We start from the raw sequence: 14,543 nt of genomic DNA, 5'->3' as shown, positions 1-14,543 counted from the left end.
TTGTCCAAGCCGGTAAACATCACTATGTGGCCATCACTGCCTGCATGCGCAAAATGCTCGTCATCCTCAACGCCATGCTCAAGTTCAATCAACCTTGGAAGGCCCCTCACAATGCTTGACTTCTAACGCAGTTGCTCTGCGCTCTCTGCGCCTCTGCGTTGGATGGTCATTTCGATCTACTTAACGCGCGCGAACAGTATTGCGCGCGTTGACCTCGTCGGGCCGCAGTTCGGCGGCCAGTTTGTCGAGCACGCCGTTGACGTACTTGTGCCCATCGGTGCCGCCAAAACTCTTCGCGAGTTCGATCGCTTCGTTGATGACGACCTTGTACGGAGTCTGCGCATGATCGCGCAACTCGAAGGCGGCCAGCAGCAGCAGCGCATGCTCGACCGGCGACAACCCCTTTATTTCGCGGTCGAGATAAGGCGTCAGCAGTTGTCGCAGCGCACCGGCATTCCCGACCACGCCGCGCAACAGCGCCTCGGCCAGGGGCTGATCCGCCTTGGGAAAGTCCTTCTGCTCCCGCAGTTGCGCAAGCAGCGTCTCGGCGGCGGATTCGTTCACCAACCACTGGTAGATTGCCTGCAGCGCAAACTCGCGGGCGCGCCGCCTACTGTTCTTCATCGATTGCCTGCATCAGATTCGCCATCTCCACGGCCACGCGCGCGCAGTCCGCGCCCTTCTCGTGCATGCGGGCCGCCGCCTGGTCGTCGCTATCCGTAGTCAGGATGCCGTTCGCGATCGGCACCCCGGTATCGAGTTGCACCGTCATCACGCCGTCAGCCGATTCGTTAGCCACCACTTCGAAATGATAAGTCTCGCCGCGAATGACTGCGCCGAGCGCCACCAGTGCATCGTAATGTCCGGTACCCGCCAGCTTCTGCAGCGCGAGGGGAATTTCCAGCGCACCGGGTACGGTCACGATCTCGATGTCGTTGCCCGCTACGCCCAGCTTGCCGAGTTCCACCGTACAAGCCGAGAGCAGGCCGTCGCCGACATCCTGGTTGAAACGACCGACCACGATGCCGATGCGTAGCCCTGCGCCGTCGAGGTCGGGTTTGACTTGAAATATGTCGTTGTCAGTTGCCATGTTCGTCGTGAATATCGTGAATGCCGTAAACGTTTTGCAATCTTACTCGCGGCCTCGAGCAAGACAAAGCTAGTACGAGATTCACGATATTCACGGCTTCTCTTTCGGTTGCAAATATCCCGTCACTTCCAGATCGAAACCGGCCATGCTCGGCATCTTGCGCGGCGCGGCCAGAAGTTTCATGCGCGTTACGCCGAGGTCGCGCAGGATCTGCGCCCCGATACCATAGGTGCGCAGATCGACTTTCTGCGCCATGGCATCCTCGGCCATGTTCAAACGATTCAGCAATTCGGCACCGGTTTCGGTGCGATGGAGCAGCACGACCACGCCGTTGTCCGCGGCCGCAATCACGCGCAAGGCATCGTTGAGATTCCACGAATGGCTGCGGCTGCCGGCATCCAGCAGATCGGCCACCGACAACGGTTCGTGCACACGAACCAGTGTCTCGCGTCCCGGGGAGACTTCCCCCCTCACCAGCGCAATGTGGGTGTCGCGCGAGCTTTTGTCGCGGTAGGCAACCAGGCGAAAGGCGCCGTGCATGGTCTCGAGATCGCGCTCCGCGACTCTTTCGACCAGCGATTCGGTACGGCTGCGATGCTGGATCAGATCGGCGATGGTACCGATCCTGAGCTTGTGCGTGTGCGCGAATTCGATCAGGTCGGGCAGGCGCGCCATGTCGCCGTCGTCTTTCAGCACTTCGCAGATCACCGCCGCCGGAATCAGGCCGGCGAGTTGCGCCAGGTCGCAACCGGCCTCGGTGTGCCCGGCGCGGACCAGCACGCCGCCCTTCTGCGCCATCAACGGAAAGATATGGCCAGGCTGCACGATGTCTTCCGGCTTGGCATCTTTTTTGACTGCCGCCCGCACCGTACGCGCGCGATCGGCCGCCGAAATGCCGGTCGTCACGCCGCTCGCGGCTTCGATCGACAGCGTGAAATTGGTACCCATGCGGGACCGGTTGTCGCCGACCATCAGGGGCAGGTCGATCTGCCGGCAACGCTCCTCGGTCAGCGTCAGGCAGATCAGCCCGCGCCCGTGCTTGGCCATGAAATTGACCGCATCGGGCGTAACGAACTCCGCGGCCATCAGCAGGTCGCCCTCGTTTTCCCGGTCTTCCTCGTCAACCAGCACGACCATCCTGCCGGCCTTGATGTCGGCGAGAATCTCCTGGGTACTGCTGATCGCCGTGCTCATCGGACGTCTTCCCGGCCGAGCATGCGCTCGACGTAACGTGCCACCAGATCCACTTCCATGTTCACCCGACTGTCCTTCTTCAGCTCGCCCAGATTCGTTGCCGCCAGCGTATGCGGAATCAGATTGATCGAAAAGCTGTCGGCGATCAGCGCGTTGATCGTCAGGCTGACGCCGTTCACGGTCACCGACCCTTTCCGCGCGAAATAGCGCGCGAGTTCCCGGGGAAAAGCGATCGTCAGTTCGCGATTGCCATCCACCGCATTCACCGTGCGCACCACGCCGATGCCGTCGACATGGCCGCTGACAAGATGTCCGCCGAGACGGTCGGCCAGCCTCAGCGACTTCTCCAGGTTGATCACGGCCCCTGGCGTGAATCCGGCGGTGACTCGCAGGGTCTCGTGGGAAACATCCACCGAGAAACCGTCCCGGGTCAGCCGCGTCACCGTCAGGCAGACGCCGTTGCAGGCAATGCTGTCGCCGATCGCAACGTCGCCGAGATCGAGTCCGCCCGCATCGAGCGTCACCGTCGCCGCCTGACCGGCGGGTTTCAGTTCGGCGATCCGTCCGACCGCCTGCACGATGCCGGTGAACATTATTGCGCCCCAAATCGCGCCACGACACGCAAGTCGGGCCCGAACAGGCGCGTCTCGCGGATGTGCAATTCCAGGCGCTGCTTCATTTGCGTCAGTTCTCCCAGGTCGAGCATGCCACGCCCTGCATCGCCGAGCAGGTGGGGCGCGAGATACAGCAGCAATTCGTCGACGACACCGGCACGCAGCAGCGCGGAATCCAGATTCATGCCGGCCTCGACCAGCACCTCGTTGATGCCCAGGCCGGCCAGATGTTGTGTCAGCCGCAACAAATCCACCTTTCCTTCCGGGTTCGGCAACACCACGATCGCGGCGCCCTTCGCCTCCAGCGCGCGCGTCTTGGCGGCGTCATGCGTCGCAGTCGCCACCAGCACCGCGCCGCCGTCGAGCAGCTTCGCCTCCGGCGTGATGCGCAGCCGGCTGTCGACGACGATGCGCAATGGCTGGCGGCTGGTCTCGATGTCGCGCACGGTGAGCCGCGGATCGTCGTCCTTGAGCGTGCCGATGCCGGTCATTACCGCACACGAGCGTGCGCGCCAGTGATGCCCGTCGCGGCGCGCATCCGGGCCGGTAACCCATTGGCTGACGCCGTTCTTCAGCGCCGTCTTGCCGTCGAGGCTGGCTGCAATCTTCACACGCATCCAGGGTCGTGCCCGCATCATGCGGGACACGAAGCCGATGTTGAGCTCACGCGCCTCGTTTTCGAGGACGCCTGCTTCCGCGGCGATACCGGCCGCGCGCAGCTTTGCGATGCCGCCGCCCGATACCTTCGGATTCGGATCCTGCATCGCCGCGACCACACGCCCTACTTTCGCCGCGATCAGCGCATCGGTGCACGGCGGCGTGCGGCCGTGGTGGGCGCACGGCTCGAGGGACACATAAGCGGTTGCGCCGGCGGCCGACGCACCGGCCGCTTTCAGCGCCGCAACCTCCGCGTGCGCCCCGCCGGCGCGTTCGTGCCAGCCTTCGCCGACGATGCGGCCGTCCCTGACCAGCACGCAGCCGACACGCGGATTCGGCGTGGTCGTGTACAGGCCGCGTTCAGCCAGCCGCAGCGCGCGCGCCATGAATTCGAAATCATCGGCACTGAAGGGCATGCGCCTACCTAGTCTTGCGGCGCGCGGCGGGCTTCTGCACTTCCTTCACCGCGTTGCGAAAATCCTCGACGTCCTGGAAGTCGCGGTACACCGATGCGAAACGGATGTAGGCCACCTTGTCGAGCTTGTAGAGTTCGCGCATGACCATCTCGCCCAGGCGGCGCGAATCGACTTCGCGTTCGCCAAGCGACAGCAATTTCTGCTTGACGCGTTCCATCGCGTCATCCACCAGATCCGCGGACACCGGCCGCTTGTGCAGTGCCCGGTTGAAACCGACGCGCAGTTTTTCCTCGTCGAACAGTTCCCGATACCCGTTCGACTTTACGATCTGCGGCAAGCGCAACTCCGCGTGTTCGTAGGTCGTGAAGCGCTTGTCGCACGACAGGCAACGCCGGCGCCGGCGAATGCTGTCCCCTTCTTCGTTGACCCGGGAGTCGACGACCTGCGTGTCGGGATGCTTGCAGAAGGGGCACTTCATGAAGGCAGTGATTAGTGACTGGTGATTGGTGACTGATGACCGGCGGAAAGCCGAACGGTATTCACGACATTCGCGGTATTTATGGGCGTAGCCCGGTATCCCGTGGACACCGCATTCACGATCACTTCCCGTAAACCGGAAACTTCGCGCACATCGCCTTCACATCGTTTGCGACGCGCTTGATATTCGCTTCGTCGTTCGGCGCGTCCAGCACGTCGGCGATCAGGTTGGCAAGTTGCTCCGCTTGCGCATCCTTGAAACCGCGCGTGGTCATCGCCGGCGAGCCGATGCGCACGCCGCTGGTCACGAAAGGCTTTTCCGGATCGTTCGGGATTGCGTTCTTGTTCACGGTGATATGCGCGCGGCCGAGCACCGCTTCCGCGTCCTTGCCGGTGATTTTCTTGGCGCGCAGGTCGAGCAGGAACAGGTGGCAATCGGTGCGGCCGGAGACGATACGCAGTCCGCGCTTCTGCAGCGTCGCCGCCATTTTGCGCGCGCCGGATAGTACCTGCGTCTGGTAGTCGCGGAAGGCCGGCTCCATGGCTTCCTTCAGCGCAACCGCCTTCGCTGCGATCACGTGCATCAGCGGTCCGCCCTGGATACCGGGAAAAATCGCCGAATTGATGAGTTTCTCGTATTCGGCTTTTGCCAGGATGATGCCGCCACGCGGGCCGCGCAACGTCTTGTGCGTCGTCGTGGTCACGAAATCGGCGATGCCGACCGGACTGGGATAGACACCGGCCGCTATCAGGCCGGCGTAGTGCGCCATGTCGACGAACAGGTAGGCACCGACCGAGTCCGCAATTTCCCGAAAGCGTTTCCAGTCGAAGGTCAGCGAATACGCCGACGCGCCCGCCACGATCATTTTCGGCTTGTGCTCCTTCGCCAGTCTCTCGACCTGGTCGTAATCGACTTCTTCCCTGTCGTTCAGCCCGTACGCCACCGCGTTGTACAGCTTGCCCGAAAGATTGACCGGCGAGCCGTGCGTCAGGTGTCCGCCGGAAGCGAGCGCCAGGCCGAGGAGGGTGTCGCCCGCCTTCAATGCGGCGGCATACACCGCTTGGTTCGCCTGCGAGCCGGAATGCGGCTGCACATTGGCGAAATCCGCCTTGAACAGCGCCTTGGCACGGTCGATCGCCAGTTGCTCGGCGACGTCGACGAATTCGCAGCCGCCGTAATAGCGCTTGCCCGGGTAGCCTTCGGCATATTTGTTGGTCAGCACCGAGCCCTGCGCCTGCAGCACGCGCGGGCTGGTGTAGTTTTCCGAAGCAATCAGCTCGATGTGGTCTTCCTGGCGCTGCACTTCCGACTGCATGGCCTGCCACAATTCGGCGTCGAATTCCTGAACGTTCTGGCTCGAGAGAAACATGGGATGGGAAAGGAGTGGGGTTTTAGCATTGCGGGAAGGCGCGAATTGTACCATTGCGCCCTCACTCCCCCGCCGCTTTGGCGAGGCGCCATTTCCGCTGTGCGGCGCATGGTGTCGCGCCCGGGCCTAACTGCTATCATTGCCCGGTCCGAGCAGCCGCCCGGTGACCGTGTCCAGAGGTCATGCCGAGGCAGGCCAAAAAAACATCCGGAGGAGACATGCCAAAGACCGTTCTGAGCAAGCTGATGTGGCTCGCCATTGCCATCGTCGGCGCGTCCGCCATCGGCGGCATCGCCATCCACCGCGGCGAGTCGATCAACGCCATCTGGTTCGTGGCGGCCGCCATCTGCACCTATCTGGTTGCGTACCGCTTCTACAGCGCATGGATTTGCGCCAAGGTGCTGGTGCTCGACGAAACCCGCGCCACGCCGGCGGAACGGTTCAACAACGGCCGCGATTTCGTGCCGACCAACAGATGGGTGACATTCGGCCATCACTTCGCCGCGATCGCCGGCCCCGGTCCGCTGATCGGCCCGACACTGGCGATGCAATTCGGCTACCTCCCCGGCACGCTGTGGATCCTGGCAGGCGCTGTGCTCGGCGGTTGCGTGCAGGACATGGTGATCATGTTCTGCTCGACGCGGCGCGATGGCCGCAGCCTGGGCCAGATGGCGCGCGACGAACTCGGACCCTTGGGCGGCTGGGCGGCAATGATCGGCACCATGCTGATCATGCTGATCCTGATCGCGGTGCTGGGCCTGGTGATCGTCAACGCCATGAAGCACAGCCCCTGGGCCACCACCACGGTGCTGGGCACGATCCCGGTGGCGATGCTGATCGGCATCTATATGCGCGGCATCCGTCCGGGCCGCGTGCTGGAAGGCTCGCTGATCGGCATCGCGCTGCTGCTCGTCTGCGTCGGCGGCGGCGGTTGGGTCGACCACAACGAATCGCTGCGCGGCCTGTTCGACTGGAGCGGCGAATCCGTCGCCTGGTTCGTCATGATCTACGGTTTCGCCGCCGCGACGCTGCCGGTGTGGCTGTTGCTGGCGCCGCGCGATTACCTGTCGACATTCCTGAAGCTCGGCGTGGTGTTCCTGCTCGCCATCTCCATCCTGGTACTGGCGCCGGATATGAAGATGCCCGCGCTGACCCAGTTCATCGACGGCACCGGCCCGATCTTCAAGGGCACCTTGTTCCCGTTCGTGTTCATCACCATCGCCTGCGGCGCGATTTCCGGCTTCCATTCGCTGGTGTCTTCCGGCACGACTCCGAAACTGCTGCCGAATGAACGCGACATCCGCATGATCGGCTATGGCTCGATGGCCCTGGAATCCTTCGTCGGCATCATGGCCGTGGTCGCAGCCTGCGTTCTCGATCCCGGCGTGTTCTTCGCGATCAACAGCCCGGCTGGCGTGGTTGGCAAGGAGGCCGCGGCGGCCGTCGCGACCATTTCGTCGTGGGGATTCCCGGTCAGCGTCGATCAGATGGCAATGCTGGCGAAGGAGATGGGCGAGAAGACATTGTTCGCACGCACCGGCGGCGCACCCTCGCTGGCGGTAGGCATGGCAACGATTTTCAGCAGCACCTTCGGCAATACGCTGCTGTCGATGTGGTATCACTTCGCAATCATGTTCGAGGTGTTGTTCATCCTGACCACGCTGGACGCCGGCACGCGGGTCGGCCGCTTCATGCTGCAGGACATCCTGAAACACGTCTGGAAGCCGATGGGCAACGTGTCTTCCTATCCGATGACCGTGCTGTCCAGCCTGATCTTCGTCGCCGCATGGGGTTACTTCCTTTGGCAGGGCGTGAAGGATCCGCTGGGCGGCGTCAACATCCTGTGGCCGCTGTTCGGCATTTCCAATCAGTTGCTGGCGGGCATTGCGCTTTCAGTGGCGACCGGCATCATCATCAAGATGGGCAAGGCACGCTATGCATGGGTGACCGGCCTGCCGCTTACCTGGCTGGCGATCGTCTGCACCAGCGCCGCGATGGAAAAAGTGTTCAGCCCGAACCCCGCCATCGGTTTCCTGTCCGGCGCGGCCAGCATGGCGGAGAAACTCGCCGCCGGCACGCTGCCGCCTGATCGCGCCGCGGTGGCGCCGCAATTGATCATCGGCCAGCAGATCGATGCCGCCCTCGCGCTATTCTTCGCGATCATGCTGTGGGTGGTGATTTTCGACATGCTGCGCATGTCGCTGCGGATACGCTCCGGCAAGGCGGTGCTGCCGCTCTCGGAATCGACATACATCAAAACGCGGCTCGATCCGGACATGGTCACGTCGTCGCACTGAACCCGCCATGATCCGCGAAGAACTGAAGCACCTGCCGAAGCACCTGTGGCGCTACCTGCGGCAGGTCACCGGGGACGACGCCTATGAGCGCTATATTACGCATCAGAAACAGGCGCACGCCGGCGAGCCGGTTCTGACGCGGCCGCAATTCTTCAAACTGCGGCAGGACGAGAAATGGAGCAAGGTAAGCCGCTGCTGCTGATGCAGCGGCGCCGGCGACTCCGATCAGTATCTCTGTGCGAACAAGTGCGGTCCCGGTTTCCTGATCACGGCGTCCATGCGCACGTCGATTTCATCGAGAGTCGGTCCATCCTGCGCGATCCACTGCAGGACGGGCTGGACCTCTGCCGGTATGGCGGCCGGCTTCCAGGCCAGTGACGCCGCTGCCGCGTGGCAGGAGCGATAACAGCTCGACCCTTTCTGCTCCCACCGCCAGCCGCCCGCGTAGACGACCGCGTACAACGCTTTGGCCTGGGCTTCGCTCACGCCTTCTACGATGCTCGCATGGTAGAACGTGCGGTGCACCTGACGCCACGGTTCCGTCCTGACACCGCAGAAATAGTCGTGAACGACCGCGGCTCTTCGATACTCGGAGGGGTAAGGCAGGCCGCCCAGGGAGTAAAGTTCGCGCGGGACGGATTCGCCGTCGAGTATGCCGCCCTTGCGGGCGAGCCACACCTTGCCGCCGGCGTCCGTGAACGCAAAATCGTCCAGCAGGCGCAGCTTGTAGGCGAACTCGATGCCGTCCAGCAGTTCGACCACGACCTTGCCCGAAAACCCGGCCTGGTCCGCGGACACGGCAACGGTGCACAGGCAGGCTGCCGTGACCGCGAGCAGCAGTCGACCTGTCCCCGGATTCTCCGGTCTGAATCGCTCGTGCAGCATCGCACCATTCTGTCCCAATCCGCGGCCGACGTCACCGGACAAGGGAGCGGGCCGGGGTGGACACCTTTCGGTTCCCGCTATTCTTTTGCCAGTGCATCGGCGACGGCCCGCCAGGCTTTGAGTTTTTGCGGCAACGACAGCGACGCATGCGCGGGGCTGGTCGACGGCAGGCGGGTAAATGCAGGCCGCAATCGGAAAAATGCGGCCGCACGGTTCGGCGAAAACAGTTCTCGGCCTTCGCGCCATTGAAGAACACGTACCTCACGCGCGAATGCGTTGCGAAGAACGCGCGGAAGTCGTTCGGTATGATCGACGCTTCGTCGATATCGGCGTCCAGGCTGCCCTCGCGGATGCAGGACGCCATGACATCCCATAACGCCAGGCCGGCACGCCTTAGGATCAGGACACGCTTCTCATAAGAAATCGTTGGACCGGCGCCGAACAACTCTCCCATGATCGGCCAGAACGCATTGCGCGGGTAAGCGTAGTACCGGCCGGCCAGCAACGACGCCGCTCCCGGCATGCTGCCGAGCACGAGGACTCGGGCCGCGCGATTTTCGATCGGCGGAAAACTGCGCACCGCTGAGACGGCGCCATACGGAGTCGGCGCCTCGGAAGTTGCGCGCTTCATTATCGCGGACGATCGAAGATTGCTACGGTCTTGATGCATGCGACCCGCTTCATTCAGGCTTTATGTCGAGTGCCTTGACAAGCGCAATGTTCATCTCCGTCTCGCGGGCAATCAGCGCTCGCACCTGCTCCGGTGTCCCGTAGACGGGATCAGCGCCCGTCGTCTCGTAAAAGGAGCGCACTTCCTGCTCTTGCATAATAGCGGCGATCTCCTTGTTCAGGAGAGAGATGATCTCCCCAGGGAGGCCCGCAGGGCCCAGAAGCAGCATCGTCGCGTGAAACTCGCAGCCCGGGTAGCCGGCCTCCGCCAGCGTGGGCACGTCAGGCAACGCCGGATTGCGTTCCGCGCGGGCGACGGCCAAGGCGCGCAGCTTGCCGGCTTTGATCTGAGGGACGGCGACGACGGTGTAGGCAAATGCCGCGGAGACCTGCCCGCTTAGCAAGTCGGGAAGAGCATGTGCTTCGCTCTTGTAGGGCACGTAGAGCACGTCAACGCCAGTTGCTCGGCGAAACATCTCTGCGGGGAGATGAGTGGCATTGCCCAAGCCGGCATGGGCGAAGGCTATCGAGCCGGGCTTGGCCTTCGCGAGTGCCACGAACTCCTTGACCGTCTTCGCCGGCACGGAAGGATGCACGACGAGGAAGGGCGAGCCCTGGGCGAATATGGCGATGGCGCTAAACGAAGCGATCGGGTCGTATCCGGCATCCTTGTAGAGCAGCGGCCCGACCGGGAGGGCTGGCGTGAAGGTCGCGAGCAGCACATAGCCGTCCGGTTTCGCGTCAGCAACGATCTTCGTTGCCAAGGTCGTTGCGGCACCAGGTTTGTTCTCGACGATGAATCGCTGCCCAAGCCGAGCCGACAATTTCTCGGCTAACAGCCGGGTCCGGACATCACCGGAAGTACCGGCTCCGGACGCGTAGATGATCCGAACAAGCTTCGAGGGATAGACGTCCTTCGCGGCCGCGAAGATCGACGGTGCGCTCAGCAACAAGATCGCTAGCACCCGTGGCAGAGCAGACCAAAGACGGCGAAGCATCGTGACAAACATGGCTCCTCCCAAACCTAACGCCGCGGCTCAGATGCCGCCGGCCAACGGGAGGGGACAAAGGTGCGAGCACCTTTGCGGCCGTTCTGAAGCCGCTTGTCAGGGCGCACGAGATTCACCTTGCGCCTTCGCATACTCTGCGACTGCTTCCATCACTTTGCGGCAGTTTGTTTCGTAATCGGCCCGAGAAAGTTTCTCCATCAGGCCCTTTATCTGCTCCGCATCTGCATGCTGTTCAAACGATCGAATCAGCTCGAGCGTGTCGGAGTAGCAAGCGTCTTGATCGACCTCGCCACTATAGCTGCCAACCATGTATGCAGCGCCGCCTACGACAACGCTCGTAGCAATCACGGCAACTAATACGGGCATCGCGCTACTCATTGTTCTCCTTCCGCCCTAACGAGGCTGTAGAAAAAGTCCCAAAACAACCATGATTTGGCTGTGCCAGCTAACGCCATTTAGGTTTCCCCTCGCCTCCTAAACCTGAAATCACAATGGCTGGCCCCTTGCATTCTGGTCTGAGTTCTCGTGAGTTCCATTCCAGCCCGCAAGGCTGGTGCATAGTCCCCCGAATGGTTTGGAGGAGAATGATCGGGATGTCTCGTTCGTCCATAGCGGGTCCTCGCGATGATCTATCTGGGGAACGACTGCCTTCACCGGCGCTAAACCAGCAAGCGCTGTGCCGCTGGTGAAGCGTCCGGTGCAAGGCATGGTTCGGCACCGGCTGCGCAGCCGCGCTACGCAGCCTGAAGCAGGAATTCGACTTTTACGGCCTCGAACGGGAAGATAATTCCCCCCCCTTCTGCCCGGTCAAGCACTCCGGCGTTCAGTAGCGCAGTGATGTCACTGTGCACCGCCTTTACGTCGCGACCAACGCGACGCGCTGCTTCGCGGATGGAGACCGGACCTGCGCCGCACAGTACCTTGAGCAACTCCCAGCGCTTGATGGTGAGTACTTTCCAGAGAAGCTCCGGCGTGGCAAAGCTGATGCGCGCAGATTTCTGCGGCTTACCGGTCTTCCAGACGCGTACAAAGTCCGTCATGGATTCGCTCGGAGCGCGAACGTCAAGAGTCACTGTTTTCACGGTTCCACCTCGCAATGTCGCGCTGGAAGTCAGCGATAAGTTTATCCGGGGTCTTGAAGATGTATGCACTTTCCTTGCCATTGAAGTGCCGGTGATCGCCCTTGCCAACCTCGTTGTCGTAGCGCACCACGCATACACCGCCTACCACGTAGGCAAGCCGATACTTGAACGCGTGAGTCGAGCCGGCCACCGGTTTGGGAACCTGCCAAAGAACCAACTCGGCAAACGTGGTTTCTGAAAAGGCAAGGCGAGTGCGAACGAGCTCGATAGCCTTCATGTTGGCAATAATGCCAACACCAGCGGTCTGTTGTCAAGTGGACCAACAGGCACGAACCGTCACGAGGTGCCGAACGCAGAGCTAACCGGGCGCCGACGCGCGCAGCGCGGCGGGGACCCAACGGCGACGCCGTTGGGCGCTCGGGTTGAGCGCCGGGTTGGGCTGTGATCGAAGGCATTGACGCTAGCATACCGTGACCTTCACGACAGAGCATCGCCTACAGGAAACCTCCACCGCTCGCATGGCCGCGAACCCACGGCTTGCGTCCACGCGACCGGAAAACGGAGATGTCAGCTCACGCGCGCCGATATCGCAACGAGACCAGAGCCAGTGGCGACGTGACGCAAACGGATCCGGCGCGTGCAGCCAGAGGCCGATTCGGTAGCCGAGCATCGGTGCATGCGAAGAACGACTCCAGGTTCAGCCGACAGACGCCCAACATCGGCTTGCAGCGGAGCCGCAACAGCGGCAGCGGCGCTGTTGCGGCTCCGCTGCAAGCCGGGCGTTGGGCGTCTTTATTCTACCTACACCTCCTCCTACTTATTGCAAAGTGCCACGAACAGGGCGCCTGTCAAATGGCCGCTGGCATTGACGAGCGGAGCATAGCTGGCATCACATCTTTTTCCAAAGAGGATTGCTTCGCCTGTATAGGAGTGCTTCTTGATTAACTCCTTGTATGCCGGCGAGTTGCGATCTAGCTTTGTGTTGACCGCGGGCTTGCCGTCCTCCGTCGTCAAAGTCGTTTGTGCTCTGATGAAATCCTGACCATCATAAGTAAAGATAGTGCTTTCTTGAGCGGCAAGAGCGATACCTGCAGCGGCGAGGGAAAATACTGCCGCGAGAAGCAATTTACTGATGGAAGCGGATATCCCGTGATCGTTACTCATTGTGATTGCCCTCCAAGGTTGTCTATCGCAAAAATGGTATTTCGACAATACCGCGCGTGTGCCGCGTTACGACAGTTGCAGAGTGGTACAGAACGTACCGGAAGGGCAGGCTCTGCAGGCCCGAAGGTGAAGCGTGATGCCAGCTACAACGGCTGGTCCTTGTGGTTACTTCAGACAGTGTATGCCAATTCTAAATCGTCGTTACCCGTACTTTGACGCCCAACGTCAATAATCAACGGCCGCCGAGGACGGTCCGTTGCATTTAGAGTTAGGCCTTTGCTCAATGTAGGCGAGCAATTTTCTTTTCCTCAGTCTTGGGTATGGCGCTACTCAGGCGTTGCACTCGACTGTGCATTCGGTGGAAGTAGGCCTGATACACGGTGAATACCGATAGCAACAAACCTTCGCCAGCCTCCGCGACGTGGGGAAGATGGCGAGCAATCTCCTTGAGCTGTTTCGTTGTTCCAGACATTGCACCCGACTGTATGAGAGCCTCACTTCGAGTGAGCCACAGCGTGTGTAAATTTGTCGTTGCCTTGAGCACGGAGGGCGACAGAAAGTTCACTCGAACTCGATGCGCGAAAAGATTTCGGAGTTCTTTGATCGTTCGAAGGATTGCCACATCGTCCGGCGTAAGCAGACCAACGAGCAAACCGAGTTGAATTCTTGCGCCGAATGAACCCGCTGGTGCTCGACCATCGCCGTTGAGGCCGAGAAACTCTTCGACCTCTTTTTCTCGATTGATGAGTCGAAGGGCAAGCAGTTCCGCCAAAGCGACATCTAGTACCGCCGCGCTCACGATCGCGAGTTCGCGCGGTGGCAGGCTGCGGTACTCGGAGTAGATCTCGGTCTCTCCGGGAAAAACATCGGCGAGCCAACGTTCTATTTTCCAAGCCATGGCTAAGGTGAGGTCTAACGTCCACGCCCACCGGCGCGCGCCCACTGACCTATGCGAAGCACGGCGCTCATGCGCGCGTCCGCGTGGGGCGTGCTGTTAGACGCCGGTCAATGAATGTGCGCTCTAATTTCCCGATTTCAGCGCGGAGAACGGCGAGATCGTACTTTTCGCCGTGAAACCAGAACACGCGATCATTAATCGAGCGCAATGCCTGCTTGTATGGAAAACCCACCGCACCCGTAGCGACGTTCATGTCAAAGAACGCTGCGCCACGGAAGCCGGCGATCCAGCGGTCTAGACGCTCGTCAAAATGCTCGAGGTGGTTGCGCAAACGGCGGAACGACTTGAGATCTATGCGCATCTCGGCGAGCAGCGGTTTGAGAATGCGTCCGCGAGCACTATTGGGACTGACGTCAAGTAGTTTGTCGATATTTGAGGCGTGCACGAGAAAGTGATGGGCGTGGTAGAAGATCGGCAGTACTTGCCTTCGCCTTTGTGCTCGCTGGAAGCTCGAGAAAGCATGCTTCGCGAACGATATCTGTGTGGCGAGTTCTCCCAAGTAGATTGCGAGCGGCTGCACTGGTCAATCCCGGCGTCTAACGTGAATTCGACTTCCGAAACGCCGTGTATCCCGGCACGTCCCTCTTAGAACAGCGGGAAGGCTCTTGATTTTTCCCAATTTCTCGCATACTGTTTTTATATACAGCCCATGCTAAGTCG

Annotated in this window: 18 protein-coding genes and 1 pseudogene; 3 read left to right on the top strand and 16 right to left on the bottom strand. The window is 61.3% G+C overall.

Annotation, left to right across the window (positions count from 1 at the left end):
- A partial coding sequence (locus HY067_09210) for an IS110 family transposase (GenBank protein ID MBI3528136.1) occupies positions 1-119 on the top strand: 119 nt, incomplete at its 5' end.
- Positions 120-180: 61 nt separating this feature from the next.
- Here the strand turns inward: HY067_09210 and nusB are convergent.
- From nusB to HY067_09175, 7 genes are all read right to left on the bottom strand, one after another.
- A complete protein-coding gene (nusB, locus tag HY067_09205; GenBank protein ID MBI3528135.1) occupies positions 181-624 on the bottom strand; it encodes a transcription antitermination factor NusB in 444 nt (147 codons plus the stop codon).
- The gene (locus tag HY067_09200; protein MBI3528134.1) at positions 611-1,090 is read right to left on the bottom strand and encodes a 6,7-dimethyl-8-ribityllumazine synthase; all 480 of its coding nucleotides are present in this window, start codon (positions 1,088-1,090) and stop codon (positions 611-613) included. Before HY067_09200 ends, nusB begins: the two co-directional genes overlap by 14 nt.
- A gap of 90 nt (positions 1,091-1,180) precedes the next feature.
- Complete coding sequence (gene ribB / locus HY067_09195; GenBank protein MBI3528133.1) at positions 1,181-2,284, bottom strand: 3,4-dihydroxy-2-butanone-4-phosphate synthase; 1,104 nt, start codon at positions 2,282-2,284, stop codon at positions 1,181-1,183.
- Positions 2,281-2,877 carry a riboflavin synthase gene (locus tag HY067_09190; GenBank protein MBI3528132.1) on the bottom strand — a complete coding sequence of 199 codons (597 nt, stop codon included), beginning with the start codon at positions 2,875-2,877 and terminating at the stop codon, positions 2,281-2,283. Before HY067_09190 ends, ribB begins: the two co-directional genes overlap by 4 nt.
- On the bottom strand, positions 2,877-3,971 hold the full coding sequence (ribD, locus tag HY067_09185; protein MBI3528131.1) for a bifunctional diaminohydroxyphosphoribosylaminopyrimidine deaminase/5-amino-6-(5-phosphoribosylamino)uracil reductase RibD: 1,095 nt from the start codon (positions 3,969-3,971) through the stop codon (positions 2,877-2,879). Before ribD ends, HY067_09190 begins: the two co-directional genes overlap by 1 nt.
- Positions 3,972-3,975: 4 nt before the next feature.
- Positions 3,976-4,449, bottom strand: a complete 474-nt coding sequence (gene nrdR / locus HY067_09180) for a transcriptional repressor NrdR (GenBank protein ID MBI3528130.1) — start codon at positions 4,447-4,449, stop codon at positions 3,976-3,978.
- Between the two features lie 121 nt (positions 4,450-4,570).
- On the bottom strand, positions 4,571-5,818 hold the full coding sequence (locus HY067_09175; GenBank protein MBI3528129.1) for a serine hydroxymethyltransferase: 1,248 nt from the start codon (positions 5,816-5,818) through the stop codon (positions 4,571-4,573).
- A 218-nt stretch (positions 5,819-6,036) separates the two neighbouring features.
- Here HY067_09175 and HY067_09170 point away from each other — a divergent pair, with 218 nt between their 5' ends.
- Positions 6,037-8,115, top strand: a complete 2,079-nt coding sequence (locus tag HY067_09170) for a carbon starvation protein A (GenBank protein ID MBI3528128.1) — start codon at positions 6,037-6,039, stop codon at positions 8,113-8,115.
- A gap of 7 nt (positions 8,116-8,122) precedes the next feature.
- A complete protein-coding gene (locus tag HY067_09165; protein ID MBI3528127.1) occupies positions 8,123-8,317 on the top strand; it encodes a YbdD/YjiX family protein in 195 nt (64 codons plus the stop codon).
- Between the two features lie 23 nt (positions 8,318-8,340).
- Here the strand turns inward: HY067_09165 and HY067_09160 are convergent, their stop codons facing one another.
- From HY067_09160 to HY067_09120, 9 genes and pseudogenes are all read right to left on the bottom strand, one after another.
- On the bottom strand, positions 8,341-9,042 hold the full coding sequence (locus tag HY067_09160; protein ID MBI3528126.1) for a DUF1353 domain-containing protein: 702 nt from the start codon (positions 9,040-9,042) through the stop codon (positions 8,341-8,343).
- Between the two features lie 35 nt (positions 9,043-9,077).
- Positions 9,078-9,631: pseudogene (locus tag HY067_09155) on the bottom strand (DNA-deoxyinosine glycosylase).
- A 49-nt stretch (positions 9,632-9,680) separates the two neighbouring features.
- The gene (locus HY067_09150; GenBank protein ID MBI3528125.1) at positions 9,681-10,679 is read right to left on the bottom strand and encodes a tripartite tricarboxylate transporter substrate binding protein; all 999 of its coding nucleotides are present in this window, start codon (positions 10,677-10,679) and stop codon (positions 9,681-9,683) included.
- Positions 10,680-10,775: 96 nt separating this feature from the next.
- Complete coding sequence (locus HY067_09145) at positions 10,776-11,057, bottom strand: hypothetical protein (protein MBI3528124.1); 282 nt, start codon at positions 11,055-11,057, stop codon at positions 10,776-10,778.
- Positions 11,058-11,413: 356 nt separating this feature from the next.
- Positions 11,414-11,761, bottom strand: coding sequence for a DNA-binding protein (locus HY067_09140; protein MBI3528123.1), 348 nt, complete (start codon positions 11,759-11,761; stop codon positions 11,414-11,416).
- Positions 11,742-12,038: a hypothetical protein gene (locus tag HY067_09135; GenBank protein ID MBI3528122.1), complete on the bottom strand. Its 297-nt coding sequence runs from the start codon at positions 12,036-12,038 to the stop codon at positions 11,742-11,744. The genes HY067_09140 and HY067_09135 overlap by 20 nt, the downstream gene beginning before the upstream one ends.
- A gap of 536 nt (positions 12,039-12,574) precedes the next feature.
- Positions 12,575-12,925, bottom strand: a complete 351-nt coding sequence (locus HY067_09130; protein ID MBI3528121.1) for a Cache 3/Cache 2 fusion domain-containing protein — start codon at positions 12,923-12,925, stop codon at positions 12,575-12,577.
- 280 nt (positions 12,926-13,205) lie between these two features.
- A complete protein-coding gene (locus tag HY067_09125) occupies positions 13,206-13,823 on the bottom strand; it encodes a hypothetical protein (protein MBI3528120.1) in 618 nt (205 codons plus the stop codon).
- Between the two features lie 67 nt (positions 13,824-13,890).
- Complete coding sequence (locus HY067_09120) at positions 13,891-14,403, bottom strand: hypothetical protein (protein MBI3528119.1); 513 nt, start codon at positions 14,401-14,403, stop codon at positions 13,891-13,893.
- Between the last annotated feature and the right edge of the window lie 140 nt (positions 14,404-14,543).

The organism is Betaproteobacteria bacterium (assembly GCA_016194905.1).
Taxonomy (GTDB): Bacteria; Pseudomonadota; Gammaproteobacteria; order Burkholderiales; family JACQAP01; genus JACQAP01.
Note: the sequence above shows the minus strand (reverse complement) of the source record. Positions and strands in the feature narration are given on the sequence as shown.

Coding starts and splice junctions, on each gene's coding strand:
- nusB (MBI3528135.1), bottom strand. CDS start 624: ATGAAGAACAGTAGGCGGCGCGCCCGCGAGTTTGCGCTGCAGGCAATC.
- HY067_09200 (MBI3528134.1), bottom strand. CDS start 1,090: ATGGCAACTGACAACGACATATTTCAAGTCAAACCCGACCTCGACGGC.
- ribB (MBI3528133.1), bottom strand. CDS start 2,284: ATGAGCACGGCGATCAGCAGTACCCAGGAGATTCTCGCCGACATCAAG.
- HY067_09190 (MBI3528132.1), bottom strand. CDS start 2,877: ATGTTCACCGGCATCGTGCAGGCGGTCGGACGGATCGCCGAACTGAAA.
- ribD (MBI3528131.1), bottom strand. CDS start 3,971: ATGCCCTTCAGTGCCGATGATTTCGAATTCATGGCGCGCGCGCTGCGG.
- nrdR (MBI3528130.1), bottom strand. CDS start 4,449: ATGAAGTGCCCCTTCTGCAAGCATCCCGACACGCAGGTCGTCGACTCC.
- HY067_09175 (MBI3528129.1), bottom strand. CDS start 5,818: ATGTTTCTCTCGAGCCAGAACGTTCAGGAATTCGACGCCGAATTGTGG.
- HY067_09170 (MBI3528128.1), top strand. CDS start 6,037: ATGCCAAAGACCGTTCTGAGCAAGCTGATGTGGCTCGCCATTGCCATC.
- HY067_09165 (MBI3528127.1), top strand. CDS start 8,123: ATGATCCGCGAAGAACTGAAGCACCTGCCGAAGCACCTGTGGCGCTAC.
- HY067_09150 (MBI3528125.1), bottom strand. CDS start 10,679: ATGTTTGTCACGATGCTTCGCCGTCTTTGGTCTGCTCTGCCACGGGTG.
- HY067_09145 (MBI3528124.1), bottom strand. CDS start 11,057: ATGAGTAGCGCGATGCCCGTATTAGTTGCCGTGATTGCTACGAGCGTT.
- HY067_09135 (MBI3528122.1), bottom strand. CDS start 12,038: ATGAAGGCTATCGAGCTCGTTCGCACTCGCCTTGCCTTTTCAGAAACC.
- HY067_09130 (MBI3528121.1), bottom strand. CDS start 12,925: ATGAGTAACGATCACGGGATATCCGCTTCCATCAGTAAATTGCTTCTC.
- HY067_09125 (MBI3528120.1), bottom strand. CDS start 13,823: ATGGCTTGGAAAATAGAACGTTGGCTCGCCGATGTTTTTCCCGGAGAG.